Annotated in this window: 14 protein-coding genes; 6 read left to right on the top strand and 8 right to left on the bottom strand. The window is 69.8% G+C overall.

Translation table 11 applies throughout. The features are described from left to right. Nucleotide 1 precedes the first annotated feature (1 nt). From paaE to AX744_RS15760, 3 genes are all read left to right on the top strand, one after another. Complete coding sequence (gene paaE, locus AX744_RS15770) at nucleotides 2-1,165, top strand: 1,2-phenylacetyl-CoA epoxidase subunit PaaE (RefSeq protein ID WP_061017906.1); 1,164 nt, start codon at nucleotides 2-4, stop codon at nucleotides 1,163-1,165. Nucleotides 1,166-1,178: 13 nt separating this feature from the next. Then, nucleotides 1,179-1,949, top strand: a complete 771-nt coding sequence (locus AX744_RS15765; RefSeq protein WP_061017899.1) for an enoyl-CoA hydratase/isomerase family protein — start codon at nucleotides 1,179-1,181, stop codon at nucleotides 1,947-1,949. A 65-nt stretch (nucleotides 1,950-2,014) separates the two neighbouring features. Continuing rightward, complete coding sequence (locus tag AX744_RS15760) at nucleotides 2,015-3,538, top strand: ATP-dependent DNA ligase (RefSeq protein ID WP_061017897.1); 1,524 nt, start codon at nucleotides 2,015-2,017, stop codon at nucleotides 3,536-3,538. Between the two features lie 43 nt (nucleotides 3,539-3,581). Here AX744_RS15760 and AX744_RS15755 read toward each other — a convergent pair whose 3' ends face one another. Further along, entirely contained in the window at nucleotides 3,582-4,091 is a 510-nt protein-coding gene (locus AX744_RS15755) for a phosphoribosyltransferase (RefSeq protein WP_046748858.1), read from the bottom strand. Nucleotides 4,092-4,254: 163 nt separating this feature from the next. Here AX744_RS15755 and AX744_RS15750 point away from each other — a divergent pair, with 163 nt between their 5' ends. Next, nucleotides 4,255-5,904 (top strand): thiamine pyrophosphate-binding protein, encoded by a 1,650-nt coding sequence (locus AX744_RS15750; RefSeq protein ID WP_061017894.1) that lies wholly within the window; start codon nucleotides 4,255-4,257, stop codon nucleotides 5,902-5,904. A gap of 89 nt (nucleotides 5,905-5,993) precedes the next feature. On the opposite strand, the gene AX744_RS20065 is transcribed toward AX744_RS15750, so the two are convergent. Further along, entirely contained in the window at nucleotides 5,994-7,934 is a 1,941-nt protein-coding gene (locus AX744_RS20065) for an endonuclease/exonuclease/phosphatase family protein (RefSeq protein ID WP_231728832.1), read from the bottom strand. Between the two features lie 93 nt (nucleotides 7,935-8,027). Here AX744_RS20065 and AX744_RS15740 point away from each other — a divergent pair, with 93 nt between their 5' ends. Next, a complete protein-coding gene (locus AX744_RS15740; RefSeq protein ID WP_061017892.1) occupies nucleotides 8,028-8,420 on the top strand; it encodes a VOC family protein in 393 nt (130 codons plus the stop codon). Nucleotides 8,421-8,449: 29 nt separating this feature from the next. Here the strand turns inward: AX744_RS15740 and AX744_RS15735 are convergent, their stop codons facing one another. The 6 genes from AX744_RS15735 to AX744_RS15710 form a co-directional block, all read right to left on the bottom strand. After that, nucleotides 8,450-8,824 (bottom strand): VOC family protein, encoded by a 375-nt coding sequence (locus tag AX744_RS15735; RefSeq protein WP_058632490.1) that lies wholly within the window; start codon nucleotides 8,822-8,824, stop codon nucleotides 8,450-8,452. A gap of 161 nt (nucleotides 8,825-8,985) precedes the next feature. Beyond that, the gene (locus AX744_RS15730) at nucleotides 8,986-9,615 is read right to left on the bottom strand and encodes a response regulator transcription factor (RefSeq protein ID WP_061017891.1); all 630 of its coding nucleotides are present in this window, start codon (nucleotides 9,613-9,615) and stop codon (nucleotides 8,986-8,988) included. Further along, the gene (locus AX744_RS15725; RefSeq protein ID WP_061017889.1) at nucleotides 9,609-10,730 is read right to left on the bottom strand and encodes a sensor histidine kinase; all 1,122 of its coding nucleotides are present in this window, start codon (nucleotides 10,728-10,730) and stop codon (nucleotides 9,609-9,611) included. Before AX744_RS15725 ends, AX744_RS15730 begins: the two co-directional genes overlap by 7 nt. Nucleotides 10,731-10,758: 28 nt before the next feature. Next, nucleotides 10,759-11,514, bottom strand: a complete 756-nt coding sequence (locus AX744_RS15720; RefSeq protein WP_058632493.1) for an ABC transporter permease — start codon at nucleotides 11,512-11,514, stop codon at nucleotides 10,759-10,761. A 1-nt stretch (nucleotide 11,515) separates the two neighbouring features. Continuing rightward, the gene (locus tag AX744_RS15715) at nucleotides 11,516-12,490 is read right to left on the bottom strand and encodes an ABC transporter ATP-binding protein (RefSeq protein WP_061017888.1); all 975 of its coding nucleotides are present in this window, start codon (nucleotides 12,488-12,490) and stop codon (nucleotides 11,516-11,518) included. Between the two features lie 87 nt (nucleotides 12,491-12,577). After that, a complete protein-coding gene (locus AX744_RS15710; RefSeq protein ID WP_061017887.1) occupies nucleotides 12,578-14,449 on the bottom strand; it encodes an FAD-dependent monooxygenase in 1,872 nt (623 codons plus the stop codon). Nucleotides 14,450-14,624: 175 nt separating this feature from the next. Here AX744_RS15710 and AX744_RS15705 point away from each other — a divergent pair, with 175 nt between their 5' ends. Further along, the gene (locus AX744_RS15705; protein WP_061017885.1) at nucleotides 14,625-15,332 is read left to right on the top strand and encodes an IclR family transcriptional regulator; all 708 of its coding nucleotides are present in this window, start codon (nucleotides 14,625-14,627) and stop codon (nucleotides 15,330-15,332) included. Nucleotides 15,333-15,421 lie beyond the last annotated feature (89 nt).

Here is a 15,421-nt window from a genome sequence, read left to right as displayed (position 1 = left end):
CATGTCGCTCTTCACCTCCGCGCCAGCGCCCATCCCGCAGGCGACGACGCCCCGCGAGACCGCACCCCGCAAGCGCGCCCGGTTCCACACCCTCACGGTCGAAGACGTGCGCCCGCTCACCGACGACGCTGTCGAGGTGACCTTCACGGTTCCCGCCGCCCTCGCCGACGAGTACGACCACCTGCCCGGTCAGTACGTCGCGCTGCGCACGACACTCGACGGCGTCGAAGTCCGGCGTTCCTACTCGCTGTGCCGCGCCCCGGAACACCGCGGCGACGGTCAGGACACGCGCTTGAGCGTCGCCGTGAAGCGGGACGAGGGAGGTCTCTTCTCCACGTGGGCGCAGACCGGTCTCCATGCCGGCTTCGAGATCGACGTGATGAGCCCGCAGGGCACCTTCACCTCCGCTCTGCCCGACCTCGACGACCGGCACGTGGTGGGGATCGCGGCCGGCTCCGGCATCACGCCGCTGATGGCCCTCGCGCACACTGTGCTCACCCGGTCGGACACGTCGCGATTCACCCTGCTGTACACGAACCGCGCCACGCTCGACGTGATGTTCCTGGAAGATCTCGCCGACCTCAAGGACCGCTACCCCACCCGACTCGTGCTGCACCATGTGCTGTCCCGTGAACGGCGGGCCGCTCCCGTCCTCTCCGGGCGCATCGACGAGGAGAAGCTCCGCACGATCCTGGCGACCCTCATCCCCCCGTCGACCGTCGACGAATGGTTCCTGTGCGGCCCTCTCGCTCTCGTCGACCTGTGTCGCGAGGTGCTGGCCGACCACGGTGTCGACCGCTCCCACATCCGCTTCGAGCTGTTCACGACGGGTGATGAACCCGTGCGCGCGGCACGGCCGGTGCAGGTGCGTGCCGGCGAGAAGACGGTGCGTATCGAGGTCACTCTCGACGGCGTCTCGTCGACCGTGGAGAGCCCCGTCGACGCCAGGGAGTCGGTGCTCAATGCGGCACTGCGCGTACGGCCCGACGCTCCGTTCGCCTGTGCCGGCGGAGTCTGCGGCACCTGCCGCGCACGCGTGATCGAGGGCAGCGTGACGATGACCGAGAACTACGCCCTGGAGCCCGACGAGCTCGAGCGCGGCTTCGTGCTCACCTGCCAGTCCCACCCCACCAGCGACCGCGTGGTCGTCGACTACGACGTCTGATCGAGGAGCGCCCATGATCGACCTCACCATCGCCGACGACGTGGCCACGATCGTGCTGGACGCGCCATCGAAGCTGAACGCTCTCGACGAGAGGGCACTCGCCGAACTGGATGCCGCCTATGTCGAGGCCGAGGCTGCGGGAGTGCGAGCACTCGTGCTCCGTGGCGAGGGGCGCGCGTTCTGCGCGGGGCGTGACATCTCCGGCGTCGACCCACGGGACGACGATGTGCTCCGCTATCTCGGCGGTCTGGTGACCCCTCTGCTGCAGCGCATGTCGCGGTTCCCCGCGCCGACGTTCGCTGTCGCCCACGGCGCCTGCCTCGGCGTGGGCCTCGGCCTGCTGATCGCGACCGACGTGGTCTACGTGGCGGAATCGGCGAAGATCGGCTCCCCGTTCGCCGCCCTCGGTGCGACGCTGGACTCCGGCGGACACGCGCTCTTCCTCGATCGGCTCGGCGCGCACAAGACGCTCGACCTCATCTACACGGGACGTCTGATGAGCGGCACCGAGGCCGTGGCGTCCGGCCTGTTCTCCCGCGTGTTCCCCGATGATGAGGTGGTGCAGGCCACGACCGACGCGGCCGCCGCCGCCGCTCGCGGTGCGACGGCGGCGTTCCTCGCGAGCAAGGAGCTCATCGCCCGCATCCGCGACGAGCGACTCGCCCTGTGGGATGCGGTAGGGATCGAGAACGCCGCACAGGCCGCGCTCTGCGACACCGACGACTATCGCGAGGGCTTCGCGGCGTTCCAGGAGAAGCGCAGGCCCGAGTTCCGCGGACGCTGACGCCCGGGTTCCCGCTTCTCGGCAGCGTCGTCTCCAGCGTCGGAGGCCGATGCGACAATACGGAGATGATGCTCTCCGAGGTCGTCTCCACGGCAGAAGAGGTCTCCGCCACGGCGTCCCGCCTCACGAAGATCGATGCCCTCGCACGGCTGCTGGCGCGTTCCGCAGCGGACGAGCTCCCAGCCGTCATGGGGCTCCTGCTGGCCGCTCCGCGCCAGGGTCGGCTCGGCGTCGGTTGGCGGGGACTCGCCGCCATCGAGATCACGCATGCGGAAGATCCCACCCTCACGGTGAGCGACGTCGATGCCTCGCTCACCGCCCTCGCCGCCGCCTCCGGATCAGGCTCCGCGGCAGCCCGCACCGGGATGCTCGGCGAGCTCGGCTCGCGAGCGACGGCCGCCGAGTGGGACTTCCTCGTCCGCGCCATGCTCGGCGAGCTTCGCACCGGGGCATTGTCCGGCGTGCTTCTCGACGCGGTCGCGAAAGCGTCCGACCGGCCGCTCTCCCTCGTGCGCCGCGCCGCCATGCTCTCCGGCGATCTCGGCGAGACCGCTCGTGTCGCCCTCACCGAAGACGCAGACGCGCTGGACGCGGTCGGCCTCGAAGTCGGTCGCCCTGTCCTTCCCATGCTCGCCTCCACCGCGGCGACGCCATCGGCTGCACTCGAGATCACCGGCACGGCGTCGGTGGAGTACAAGCTCGACGGTGCTCGCATCCAGGTGCACCGTCACGGCGACGACGTCGGCGTCTACACGCGGAGCCTGGCCGACATCACCCACCGCGTACCGGAACTCGTCGAGATCGTGCGCGCTCTCCCCGTGGACGATGTCATCCTCGACGGCGAGACGCTGTCGCTCGATGAAGACGGTGGGCCCAGGCCCTTCCAGGAGACGATGTCGAGGTTCGGTGCCGATGCCTCCCGCGAACTGGTGCTGCGGCCATGGTTCTTCGACGTGCTGCACGTGGACGGACGCGACCTGATCGACGAGCCGCTCTCGATCCGCCTCGCCGAGCTCGAGCGCGTGGCCGGCGACTGGCGGATGCCCGGCATCGTGACCGACGACCCGGATGCCGCGGAGCAGCTGTCGCACGAAGCCCTCGCCGCCGGCCATGAAGGCGTGGTGGTCAAGGGTCTCGACGCCCCCTACGCCGCCGGCCGTCGGGGCAAGTCCTGGGTCAAGGTCAAGCCCGTGCTGACCTTCGATCTCGTCGTGCTCGGCGCGGAGTGGGGTTCGGGCCGCCGCCGGGGATGGCTGTCGAACCTGCACCTGGGTGCGCGCGACCCCGACGGCGAGTTCGGCGACGCCGGGGAATTCGTCATGGTGGGCAAGACCTTCAAGGGCCTCACCGACGAGCTGCTGCGCTGGCAGACCGAGGAGTTCCCCGAGCATGAGACCCACCGCACGGCGTCGACCGTGTTCCTGCGCCCCGATGTCGTGGTCGAGATCGCCATCGACGGCGTGCAGCGCTCTCCGCGGTATCCGGGAGGTGTCGCGCTGCGTTTCGCCCGGGTGAAGGGCTATCGGCCCGACAAGTCGCCGGCCGAAGCCGACACGATCCAGACGCTGCGCTCCCTGCTGCGCGGCTGACGAAACACGCGAGTCAGACGGACCGCGTCCAGGCCGACGGCATTCAGGCCGACGGGGCGAGTCCCAGGTCCTCTTCCCGCACGGTGCCGCGGAACGACCACGGGAAGTTGATCCAGAGGTCGGTGTCCTTCCATGCGAAGTCGGGCTGGATGATCGTGGAGGGCTTGGTGTAGATCGTGACCGACCGCACATCGGCGCCCTTGTCCTTCAGCAGCTGCACGGCCAGGGCGAGCGTGCGTCCGGAGTCGGCGACGTCGTCGACCAGCAGCACGCGGCGGCCATCGAGGTACGCCATGTCGAGCTCGGGAGGCAGCACCTCGGGCGCGTCGAGCACCGTGCCGATGCCGGTGTAGAACTCGACGTTGATGGCGCCGCAGTTCTTCGCGCCCAGCCCGTAGGCGATCGCCCCTGCCGGGAGCAGGCCGCCCCGGGCGATGGCGACGACGACCTCCGGCATGAAGCCGCTGTCCAGGATGCTTCGTGCCAGATCGCGCGTCGCCTCCCCGAAGCCGTCCCAGGTGAGTGTCTCGCGCTCGATCTCCGCATCAGTCATTCCTGCATTCTCCCGCATCTCTGCGGGCCCGCTCGCCGATAGACTGAGCTGGTCCGGCCAGGCCGGTGCCTGAAAAAGAGGCACGAAGCACTTCGCGAAGACGCGGAGGCGAGACACATACGGATCCCGCAGTTCCTCCGTCCCTGTCTCGAAAGGCTTTCCCATGCCCTCCGTGTCCGCCCATGTCGCCCTCACCCTCGCCCAGCACATCGATGCCGTCTTCGGGGTGATGGGCAACGGCAACGCCTACTTCCTCGACGCGATCGAGACACAGACGGATGCGGTGTTCACCGCCGTCCGTCACGAGCAGGGTGCTGTGGTCGCAGCCGACGCCCACTTCCGCAGCTCGGGTCGCATCGCCGCAGGCACCTCGACGTACGGAGCCGGCTTCACGAACACGCTGACCGCCCTCGCCGAGGCCGTGCAGGCGCGGGTGCCTCTGGTGCTGGTCGTCGGCGATGAGCCCACGTCCGGCCCCCGCCCGTGGGACGTCGATCAGATCGCCCTCGCCTCGGCCGTCGGCGCCCGCACCTATACGGTCGGACGGGCCGACGCCGCCGCCACCACGGTCATCGCGATCGAGCACGCCCTCACGTACCGGGTGCCCGTCGTCCTCGCGATCCCCTATGACGTCGCAGCGCTCGAAGCAGGTGAGGTGCCGGAGGCCCCCTCACCCCGGATCCCGGCCCCGCTCGCCCCTCGCGGCGAATTCGCCGATGCGATGCTCGACGAGATCGCCACCGCCCTGGCCGGGGCAGAGCGCCCGTTCCTGCTCGCCGGTCGCGGCGCGTGGCTGTCCGGTGCGAGCACCGCGCTGGGAGAGCTGGCCGCGGCCACCGGCGCTCTCACCGCCTCTTCCGCTTTGGGCCGCGGAGTGTTCCCCGACACCAGGTACGACCTCGGTGTGACCGGTGGCTTCGGGGCGGACGGAGCGATGGAACTCGTGCGATCTGCAGACGTCGCCGTCGTCTTCGGAGCGGGCTTGAACCAGTTCACGATGCGTTTCGGCGACCTGTTCGCGCCGGGGACCCGGGTCTTCCAGATCGACATCGCGGCGGCGGCGACGCACGCCCACGTCGGAGGCTTCGTCCGTGCGGACGCCCGTCTCGCCGCGGAAGAGCTCGTGGCGCGGATCGGAGACGCCGGCTCGGCGCATTCCTGGCGCGAGAGCGTGGACGTGGCGGCCGCACGCACCTACGACCGCGGCGACGACCTCGCCTCCGACGGGCGTCTCGACCCGCGCTCCGCCGCTCGTCGCATCGCCGAGCTGCTGCCGGAAGACCGCGTCGTGGTGTCGGACGGCGGGCACTTCATCGGGTGGGCGAACATGTACTGGCCGGTCGCCGCCCCCGACCGCATGATGATGGTCGGCACCGCGTTCCAGTCGATCGGGCTCGGTTGGCCGAGCGTCGTCGGGGCCGCTCTCGCGCGCCGCGAGTCCACCGTGGTACTCACCTCCGGCGACGGCGGCGGGCTGATGGCCATCGCTGATCTGGAGTCGGCCGTCCGGGCGGCTGGAGGACGCGGCATGGCGGTGGTCTGGAACGACGCGGCCTACGGAGCCGAGGTCAACCTCTACGGTCTCAAGGGACTGGCGGAAGGACCGATGCGCATCCCCGAGGTCGATTTCGCCGCGTTCGGTGCGGCCGTCGGCGCAGAGGGCGTCGTGGTGCGCACGCTCTCCGATCTCGACCGTCTCGCCAACTGGGTCGAGGAGGACCCGTCCTCACGGCCCTTCCTGCTTCTCGATCTGCGCGTCTCGGGCGATGTGATCGCGCCGTACCAGCAGGAGATCATCCGCGTGAACTCCTGACGCCGCGGGACAGTCGGTAACGCGAGGGCGTCGGCACGACGCGAACGTCGTGCCGACCCCCTCGTCGCACCCGAGCGTCGTTCAGTCGATCACCCGAGACGCCGGCGCCTGCGCGCGATGCCGAGGCCCGCTCCGACTGCCAGCAGCAGCACCCCGGCGAGGAGGAACGGCGCGCTGTCGGCTCCTGTCGCGGCGAGGTCGCCGTTGCTCGTCGTGCCGGGGCCGGAACCCGCGTTCCCCGAGCCGTCGGCGGGAACACCACCCGGAGCGCCACCGAGAGTGCCTCCGCCTGGGGTACCGCCGCCGGGAGGTGTGCCACCGGGCGCAGCCGTGACGGCGATCGCCGCCGTCGTCTCCACGCCGTCCGGGTCGATGAGCACGATGCTGTGGGTGCCGGGTTTCGTAGCGGCCGGAACGGTCACGGTCACGCGGAACCCGCCGGTCGCGTCCGTCGTCACGGCACCGAGCGGAACCGGCGTCGAACGCAGCTCGATCCGCAGCGCTGTGGCGGCGGGGAAGCCGGCGCCGGAGATCGTGATCGCATCGCCCGCGGCGACCGATGCCGAAGCGAGCGTCACGGTCGGCTGCTCGGGCTCAGGCGTCGTGCACCCGCCGCCGCAGACGGTGAAGTTCGCCAGCACCGCCTTGTGGTCGGAGGGCCAGACGGCATCCGGCGTCAGGATCTCATCGGCACTGTCGTCGACGACACGCTGATTGCGCACGATCGTCGACTGCGGTCCCACCACGCTCGCTCCGTCGATCGACAGTCGCTCGTCCGGCGTGGCGAAGACGTAATCGATGCGGTCGCGCTCATCGGCGTCGGGAGCCCAGGTCAGAGATGACGTGGGGAACAGAGGATTGTCCGACGGCCACGTGAAGCCCGGGTTCGCCGCGGGATCGGGATGCACGGTGCGGAAGGCATCGACCAGTCCCCCGTCGAGCAGCGTCTGCGTCGTCTGCCAGGGAACGACGACGCCGTTGTGGTCGAACAGCTCGGCTGTCGCCGCGGTCCAGTCCTGCGACGGCGGCTCGTTGAAGTCGCCGCCCACGATGGCGATCCGTCCAGTCGTGCGCTCTGCGGCGATGTCGGCGAGCAGCTCGGCAGCGGCGGCCGGTCGGCCCGACTGCGCGTTCGCCGCCAGGATGGCCTCGACGTCGGTCACCGGGGCGTCGAGCTTGTTCCAGGTGTTCCACCCGGCCGGCCAGTCGCCGTGGATCTCCCCGCCGTAGCCGCGCGGGAGGTACGTGGTGTACCAGCGGTACTCCAGGTGGCCGCCGTACACCACGACCTCCGATCCGTTCACGTCGAGAACCGCCTTCGACCACCAGCGGCCGATCGTGTCGGTGGAGACGATCGGGTAGCGCGAGACGATCCCGGTGTCGGTCGCCGTGAGGTGCTGGTAGCCGAGCAGTGCGGCGACCTGAGCGGGCGCCTGACCCACTTCGGGGAGGAACGTCACGTCGGCGTCGGTCTGCGTGATGACATCGGCGATCTGACGCGCACCGTCGGCCACCTGGGTGCCCCCGTGCCAGACGTTGAAGGTGAGCACGTTCAGGCCGCTCTTCCCTTCGACCTCGGGCTTCGGTTCGGCCGGGGCGACCGGCTGCGCCTCCTCGTCCGTGACGGTGAGATCGATCGGCCCGGCCAGCACCGTGTAGCCGTCGTCTTCGAGGAGGTAGACGTCGTACTCGCCCGCCCCCATCGTCGCCGAGTTGCGGGTCCAGCCGTCCCGACGCGAGGCGTTCCACGTGACCTGGCCGGTCTGGTCTGCGACGTATCGCCAGTCGAGGGATGCCGGACCGCCGGGCACCGCGCCGTCACGATAGATCCCGATCCAGTTGCGATCGTGGACCGCCGAGCCGGCGTCGAACGAGAACGTGACCGTCTCGTCGACCCCGATGCGGGGCGTGTCCAGCGTGAGCATCCCTTCCGCCGCCTGAGCGGCGGGAACGACGAGGAGACCGGCGAGAACGATGCCGGTGCCGAGCAGGGCGAGGAGCCCCCGCTTCGGCCGAGTGGCGGAGGTCATGACGAGAAGGTCCTTTCGACGACGTGGCGCATCGAAAGCTACGGCCGCCGGATGACCGGACCGTGACCGTGAGGTGAATGGCAGAATCGGACGATGCCTGGTCTCCATCACGTCGAGCTGTGGATCGCCGACCTCGATGATGTGCGCGCGCAGTGGCGGTGGATCCTCGAGCGCGTGGGGTTCTCCCTGACGAGCGAATGGAGCGGCGGCGAGTCGTGGGCCGCAGGGGGCAGCTATCTCACGCTCACGATGTCTCCGAACCTGTCGAGCTCCGCGCACGACCGTCGACGCGCCGGCCTCAACCATCTGGCATTCCAGGGCGGTGATCGCACCGCGGTGGATGCGCTGATGGCCGAGGCCGAGCGCCACGGCTGGCGACCACTGTATGCGGAGCGCTACCCGCACGCCGGCGGCGACCAGCACTACGCGGGCTGGTTCGAGAACGCCTCCGGCTTCAAGATCGAAGTGGTCGCGGATCCGTCGTAGCCGAGCCGGCCTGCTGCCGTGCCGGACCCCTAGGCGCCGTAGTCGGGCAGCTCCTGCAGCGTCCAGGTGTTCCCGTCGGGATCGTCGAACGACACGAACCGTCCCCAGTCGAGGTCCTGGACGCCACGGGCCTCGACGCCGAGCCCCTGCAGGTGCGCGAGCGCCTCGTCGGCATCGGGGACGACGACCTGGATCGAGTTCTGCTGTCCCGGCTCGAGCTCGATGCCCAGCCCGGTGCCGAACGCGATCGAGCAGGCGGACCCCGGCGGCGTCATCTGCACGAAGCGCAGCCCATCGACGGGCGTCTGGTCGTGATCGGGGGTGAATCCGATCCTCTCGTAGAACTCCTTGGACCGGTCCACATCGGTGACCGGCACGAAGATGAGTTCGATCTTCCAGTCCATCACGCACTCCTCCTGTCGGGCTCCGTCGCCCGTCGGCACCCACGGTACGCGGGGCCACCGACACCGCAGAGACACCGACACTGCACAGTCGCCGATCGTGCATGGACGCCGAGACCGCAAGGACACCGAGACGCGGTGTGGAGCCGCCGCGAGCCTCGGCGTCAGATCCACCCCTTGTCGAGCGCGATGCGCACCGCCTGCGCACGATTGGCCGCACCGGTCTTGCCGATGGCAGCGGACAGGTGGTTGCGCACGGTGCCGGCCGACAGGAACACCTCGGCGGCGATGGCGGCCGCCGAGCGTCCGTCGGCGGCGAGTCGCAGCACCTGGCGTTCCCGGTCGCTCAGCGGATTCGCTCCGTCGAACAGGCCGTCGGCGGCGAGCTGCGGATCCAGCACCCGCAAACCCGAATGCACGCGGCGGACGGCGTCGGCGAGCGTCTCGGCGGGAGTGTCCTTCACGATGAATCCGCTCGCCCCGGAGTCCAACGCGGAGCGCAGATAGCCCGGGCGTGCGAAGGTGGTCACCACGAGGACGCGCGTCCTCGTGCTCACCTGTCTGATCCGCCGCGTCGCCTCCACACCGTCCATGCCCGGCATCTGGATGTCCATCAGGCACACGTCGGGGTGCAGCTCCTCAGCGAGCCGCACGGCCTCCGCGCCGTCCGAGGCCATGCCGACCACGGTCAGGTCGGGCTCGAGGTCGAGCAGCGCACCGAGCGCACCACGCACGAGCGCCTGATCGTCGGCGATCAGCAATCGGATGGACCCATCGTCAGGCGCCGTCACCATGTCACCTCCACGCGGGTTCCGTCCTTCTCGGTCGAGCCGAGGGCGAACGCCGCCCCCGCAGCCGCCGCGCGCTCCCGCATGCCGCGGATGCCGTTGCCCTCTGCGGTGGCGATACCCGCGCCGATGCCCACTCCGTCGTCCTCCACGGCGAGCCGTCCCGGCCACAGGATGACCCGCACGGTGCGGGCACCCGAATGCCGCAGGACGTTGGTCGTCGCCTCGCGGAGGATCCAGCTCGCCGTGATGGCCTGCACCGGCGACAGCGCCTCCGGCTCCCCCTCGACCCGCAGCTCGATGTCCGCCGCGCGGAGCGAATCCCGCGAGGAAGCGAGCTGCTCGATGAGGGTGGTCGCCCGCGCGCCCGCGACCGTCGAGCGCACTCCGGCGATCGCCTCGGCCGTCAACCGCTCGATGTCTGCGAGCTCGGCCCTGGCGCGTTCCGGGTCGGAGTCCATGAGCCTCCGTACCAGCTGCGCTTTGAGACCCACCACCGTCAGCGAATGCCCGATCAGATCGTGCACATCGCGGGCCACGGCTTCGCGTCCCTCGCTGGTCGCGAGCTCCAGACCGAGCCGCTCCGCCTCGGCCGAACGCAGGATGAGCCACGTCGACACCGTGTTGACCACACCGAGCAGCGCGACGATCGCGAGCACCGACAGGTAGCTCAGCCCGCCCGGGAGCAGGAACACGCAGAGCGCCGTCACGGCGACCGCCGCGATGGTCGTGATCCAGTGCCATACGCGCGTCAGGCCGTAGGACGCGAACGACATGATGAAAGGCAGGAAGCTGAGCGCCGATCCGCCTTCGGCCGGCACCGAGACCAATGCGCAGACGATGAGCGCGGCGAACGTGGCCCACTGCCGCTTCGAGGGAGTGCGCCCCAGCCCGCCACCCCCGCGCATGCCGTGCATGAACCCGGTGACGTACAGCACGACGAACGTCACCAGAGCGACCCATCCCCCGACCACCCAGGCGAGGGGCGCCTCGGAACCGAGCAGGGCGATCACGGGGTAGACGAGGAACACCAGCCAGACCACCGCCATCAGCCAGCCGAACCGCGCCCACGGGTCCTTTCCCGTGGCGCGGCTCGTCGTGCGCTTCTCGTGCGGGGTCATCCGTCCAACCTAGTGTCGCCGCGTGCCACTACTGCCGCGCCCGCGAGCGCTTCATTCCCATCGCGACGAGGAGCGCGAAGAGGACGAGCCAGACGGCCACGTTGAGGAACAGCATCCACAGCGGATCGGTCTGCCCCGTCGTGAGCACCCCGTCGGTGAGGGGCCAGCGGCTCAGCGCCACGAAGCCGTACAGCGGGGTGAACCGGGCGATGTCGAGCATCACGCCGTCGAGAGGCATGAACACGTTGCCGAAGAACGCGAAGAACGTCATCGAGATGGAAGCGAGCGCCGCGGCCGAGTCCGAGCTGAAGAACAGTCCGACGCCGAGGCCGAACAGCCCGTACATGAGACCGATCCCGAGGATGATGCCCGCCGTCGCGACCCACCGCCAGGCGTCCTCGGCCTGAGCACCGGTCATCATCCCTGCCACGAACACCGCGACCAGGGCGAGCGCGGCGAAGGACACGGCAGTGAGCAGTTTGGTCAGCGCATACCCCGCGGTGGTGAGCGGGGTCATCGCGAGCTGCCGTCCCCACCCCTGCTTCGCCTCGGTCGCCGCGAGGGAGGTGAGCGAGCTCATCGCGACAGCGGTGCCGTACGCGGCCATCGAGGTCATGACGTAGAACGAGACGTTCCCGTGGCCGGCAGAGAGCGAGCCGTATCCCATCCCGGCACCGAACAGCAGGTACATCGCGACGGGCATCGCCAGGGTGAACGCGAGAGTGTAGGGGTTGCGCAGCTGGCGGACGCCTTCGATGCGCAGCATGGTGGGTGAGACGAGCATGTCAGTTCTCCGTCAGAGCCGTGAAGGCGGTTTCGAGGGTGGGGGCGGCGATCTCGAGGTCGTGCGCGCCGCCGGCGAGGAGGATCCGCGCTGCCGCATCGGAGTCCGTCGCGCGCAGGCTGAGACGATCACCGTCCACACGCACAGCCGCGATCCCCTCCGTCGACGTCAGCGTCGCGACGAGCGCGGTCGGGTCGTCGTCGACCGTGGCGGACACCGTCCGCTCCCCGAGGCTGGCGCGCAGCAGCGCGGTGGGGGCGTCGGCGACGACCGTTCCGCGATGCATCACGACGGTCCGCCGAGCGAACTGCTCCGCCTCTTCGAGGTAGTGGGTGGCGAAGACGATCGTGCGGCCGGCGTCGGCATCCGCACGCATCACGTCCCAGAAGTGGCGGCGGGCCGTGACGTCCATCCCCGCCGTCGGCTCGTCGAGCACCAGGATGTCGGGGTCGGGGATCATCGCGAGCGCGAACTTCACGCGCTGCTGCTCGCCACCCGAGCACTTCGACACCCTTCGGCGGGCGAGAGCGGTGAGGTCGGCGCGCGCCATGACCTCGTCGACCCTCCCCCGCGCCTCGTCTCCGTAGAGGGAGGCGATGAGGCGCACGGTCTCCCCGACGGTGAGGTCGCCCAGCAATCCGCCCGTCTGCAGCACGGCGCCGATCGCACCGCTGGAGGTCGCACGATCCGGAGTCACCCCGAGCACGCGGACGGTGCCGCTGCTCGGTTCGGTGAGGCCCAGCAGCATGTCGAGCGTGGTCGTCTTGCCTGCCCCGTTCGGTCCCAGCAGTGCCACGACCTCGCCCCGCCGGATGGACAGGTCGACCCCGTCCACGGCCTGCACACGGCGCTCCCCTGCGCCGAAGTGTCGTCTCACGGCGCTGAGCTCCAGCACCACGGGGTCATCGATCGGGGCAGCGGAAGCCGGTCGCGCGATGACCCGCGTCGCCGATCCGTCCCTAGAGGTGTCGTCCATGCCTCCAGCCTCGTCCGATGCCGACGAGGAGTCCGGAGGGCGGTGTCATCTCCTCGACGTGACACGTGTCATGTCGAGACCCTCGGCTCATCGTGCCGGGAGCAGCGCCCCCTCGAGGAATTCGGAGAGCTCTGCCGTGTCGTCCAGCGGCAAGATCGCCGCCACGTACTGGTCGGGGCGCACCACGACCACCACACCGTCGCGCGAAAGCTCACGCGCTGCGAAGATGTCGGTCTCCGTCCACTTGCTGGGGCCCGCCGCGTAGACCTTCTCCCAGTCGGTGAGTCCGAGCGGGCCGGTCTTCGGCTGGAACAGCTCGGGTGCCGAGGTGACCTCGACCTCCTCGAAGGGCTGCTGGTAGACGGCCTTGACGTCGAAGATCGCATCCACGTCGGCATCCGTCGGAGTGAAGCGCGCGAACAGCGGAGCGGCCTGCTCCGCCCAGGCGGCGAGCGCCTCGCCGGTGCGGTCGCCGAACGCGTACACGCGCCAGCGCCCGTCGGCCTTCGCGTGGTGTCCGAGGTGCACCACATTGCCGTCGCCGACGCGCACGACCTCGGCCGACTTGAACCGCTTGCCCAGCGGGTAGCCGGGCGCCAGCGCCTGGTGCGCGGCGGTCCCCGTGATCATCGAGGAGGTGTACTGCGTCATGAACCCGGACGGGAACTCGGCCGTTGCGAGGTAGTACGTGGCCAGTTCGTTGGGGTCGGAGATCTCCTCGGGCTTGCGGGCCATCAGGCTCGACCATTCGCGGTCGAAGTCGATCAGCTGCTGGGCGACGGGGCGTCGTTCGGCGCCGTACGTGGCCAGGAGCGCCTCGGGAGCGCGGCCCGTGAGCACAGACCCGAGCTTCCATCCGAGGTTGAAGCCGTCCTGCATGGAGACGTTCATGCCCTGCCCGGCCTTGGCGCTGTGCGTGTGGCAGGCGTCGCCGGTGAGGAACACGCGGGGTGTGCGTCCGGAGCCGTCGATGACGTCGTCGAAGCCGTCGGTCACGCGGTGGCCGACCTCGTACACGCTGTGCCAGGCCACTTCGCGCACGTCGAGCGTGTACGGGTGCAGGATCGCGTTGGCGCGACGGATGATCTCCTCGATGGGCGTCTGGCGCACCCGGTGGTCGTCGTCCTCCGCGACCTCGCCGAGGTCGATGTACATGCGCGAGAGGTATCCACCCTCGCGCGGGATGTGCAGGATGTTGCCCGCCTCCGAGTTGATGGCGCACTTGGTGCGCCAGTCCGGGAAGTCGGTGTTCACGAGCACGTCCATCACACCCCAGGCATGCGCGGCGGAGGCGCCGACATGCGTGCGGCCGATGGCCTGTCGTACACCGCTGCGTGCGCCGTCGCACCCGGCGACGAACTTCGCGTGGATCGTGCGTTCTTCACCCGCGCGCTCACCGGCGACGTAGCGGATCCCCACCTCGACCGGGTACTCCCCCTCGTCGTGGACCGTGAGCCCGGTGAACTCGATCCCGTAGTCGGGCACGATCCGCCCCGGGCCGTTGGCCGCGGCTTCGGCGAAGTAGTCGAGCACGCGCGCCTGGTTCACGATGAGGTGCGGGAACTCGCAGATGTCGTAGGCGTAGTCGGCCGTCCGGGAGGTGCGGACGATCTCGTCGCGCTTGTCGGGGTTCGGGCCCCAGAAGTTCATCCAGCCGATGTTGTAGGCCTCGGCGATGATGCGCTCGGCGAACCCGAACGCCTGGAACGTCTCGACGCTGCGCGGCTGGATGCCGTCGGCCTGGCCGAGCGGGAGGCGGCCGTCGCGCTTCTCGATGATGCGGGTGGAGATCTCGGGGTACTGCGCCATCTGGGCGGCCAGCAGCATTCCTGCAGGCCCCGATCCGACGATGAGCACGTCGATCTTGTCAGGGAGGTCGGTGGGGCGGGCTGCGCCGATGCCGGCGGCGTCCTGCACACGCGGGTCAGCGGACACATAGCCGTGGTGGTGGAACTGCATCGTCGTCGATTCCTTCCGGACGTCTTCGTCGGGTCAAGCGCGTCGGGCCATACGCTTCGGGTCGTGTGTGAGGAGCTCTTGCGCGAAGAACAGGCGTGTTCTATATTCGAACAGAGAGTTCTACTATTGAACACAGCCTAAACCGCGCCGTCCGTCATCGCAAGGGAGTGCCCCCATGCCCGGCAGCACCACCTCTCCCGCTTCGCAGACTCTGAGCCGCGGCATCCGGATCCTCGAGGTGCTGGCCGATGCCCGCACGCCCCTGACGATCGACGAGCTCGCGTCCCGCCTCGGCGTGCACCGCTCGATCGCCTATCGACTGCTGCGCACGCTGGAGGATCACGGGCTGGTCACGCGCGATGCCGCAGGGGCCGTGAGCCTCGGCGCCCGGATGGCCGCACTCGCCGCCGGGGTCGCGCATGACCTCCAGGCCGAGGCGCTCCCCGAGCTCACGGCCATCGCCAACGAGCTCGGCATGACCTGCTTCCTCGGCGTGCTGGACGGCGAGGAGTGCATCACCCTCGCGAGCGTCGAGCCCCGACATGCAGTCGCAAGCGTCGCCCAGCGCCCTGGCGCCCGTCACCCGGTCACGGTCGGCGCACCCGGCAAGGCCATCCTGTCGCTGCTCCCCGAGGATGAATGGCCGGACGTCGTGCCGCCGACCCTCGCCGGCGATGTGGAGTCGACCCGCATCCGCGGCTATGCGACGAGCCACGACGAGGTCATCCCCACGGTGCAGGCCGTCGCCGTCCCCCTCGCCCTGCGCGGACAGCGCCCCGCCGCGATCGCCGTGGTGCACGTGTCTACAGACCTCGACGACGCCGAGATCGCCGCACGGCTCCAGCGTGCAGCATGGGAAATCCGCGACGCTCTCGACGGCTGACGTCCGGCTCCGCCGAGACCGCGCACAGACGAACACTCCCGCCGCGCTTCCGGTCGGTCGCCGTAGGGCAGATGACAGGGAGCGCGACG

The sequence above is a fragment of the Microbacterium sp. CCH5-D1 genome (assembly GCF_001557335.1).
Classification (GTDB): Bacteria; Actinomycetota; Actinomycetes; order Actinomycetales; family Microbacteriaceae; genus Microbacterium; species Microbacterium oxydans.
This window is presented reverse-complemented; position numbering and strand designations above follow the sequence as displayed.

Bases quoted from the DNA above. Each gene is read 5' to 3' on its own strand.
- paaE (WP_061017906.1), top strand. From the start codon at position 2: ATGTCGCTCTTCACCTCCGCGCCAGCGCCCATCCCGCAGGCGACGACG.
- AX744_RS15765 (WP_061017899.1), top strand. From the start codon at position 1,179: ATGATCGACCTCACCATCGCCGACGACGTGGCCACGATCGTGCTGGAC.
- AX744_RS15760 (WP_061017897.1), top strand. From the start codon at position 2,015: ATGATGCTCTCCGAGGTCGTCTCCACGGCAGAAGAGGTCTCCGCCACG.
- AX744_RS15755 (WP_046748858.1), bottom strand. From the start codon at position 4,091: ATGACTGATGCGGAGATCGAGCGCGAGACACTCACCTGGGACGGCTTC.
- AX744_RS15750 (WP_061017894.1), top strand. From the start codon at position 4,255: ATGCCCTCCGTGTCCGCCCATGTCGCCCTCACCCTCGCCCAGCACATC.
- AX744_RS20065 (WP_231728832.1), bottom strand. From the start codon at position 7,934: ATGACCTCCGCCACTCGGCCGAAGCGGGGGCTCCTCGCCCTGCTCGGC.
- AX744_RS15740 (WP_061017892.1), top strand. From the start codon at position 8,028: ATGCCTGGTCTCCATCACGTCGAGCTGTGGATCGCCGACCTCGATGAT.
- AX744_RS15735 (WP_058632490.1), bottom strand. From the start codon at position 8,824: ATGGACTGGAAGATCGAACTCATCTTCGTGCCGGTCACCGATGTGGAC.
- AX744_RS15730 (WP_061017891.1), bottom strand. From the start codon at position 9,615: ATGGTGACGGCGCCTGACGATGGGTCCATCCGATTGCTGATCGCCGAC.
- AX744_RS15725 (WP_061017889.1), bottom strand. From the start codon at position 10,730: ATGACCCCGCACGAGAAGCGCACGACGAGCCGCGCCACGGGAAAGGAC.
- AX744_RS15720 (WP_058632493.1), bottom strand. From the start codon at position 11,514: ATGCTCGTCTCACCCACCATGCTGCGCATCGAAGGCGTCCGCCAGCTG.
- AX744_RS15715 (WP_061017888.1), bottom strand. From the start codon at position 12,490: ATGGACGACACCTCTAGGGACGGATCGGCGACGCGGGTCATCGCGCGA.
- AX744_RS15710 (WP_061017887.1), bottom strand. From the start codon at position 14,449: ATGCAGTTCCACCACCACGGCTATGTGTCCGCTGACCCGCGTGTGCAG.
- AX744_RS15705 (WP_061017885.1), top strand. From the start codon at position 14,625: ATGCCCGGCAGCACCACCTCTCCCGCTTCGCAGACTCTGAGCCGCGGC.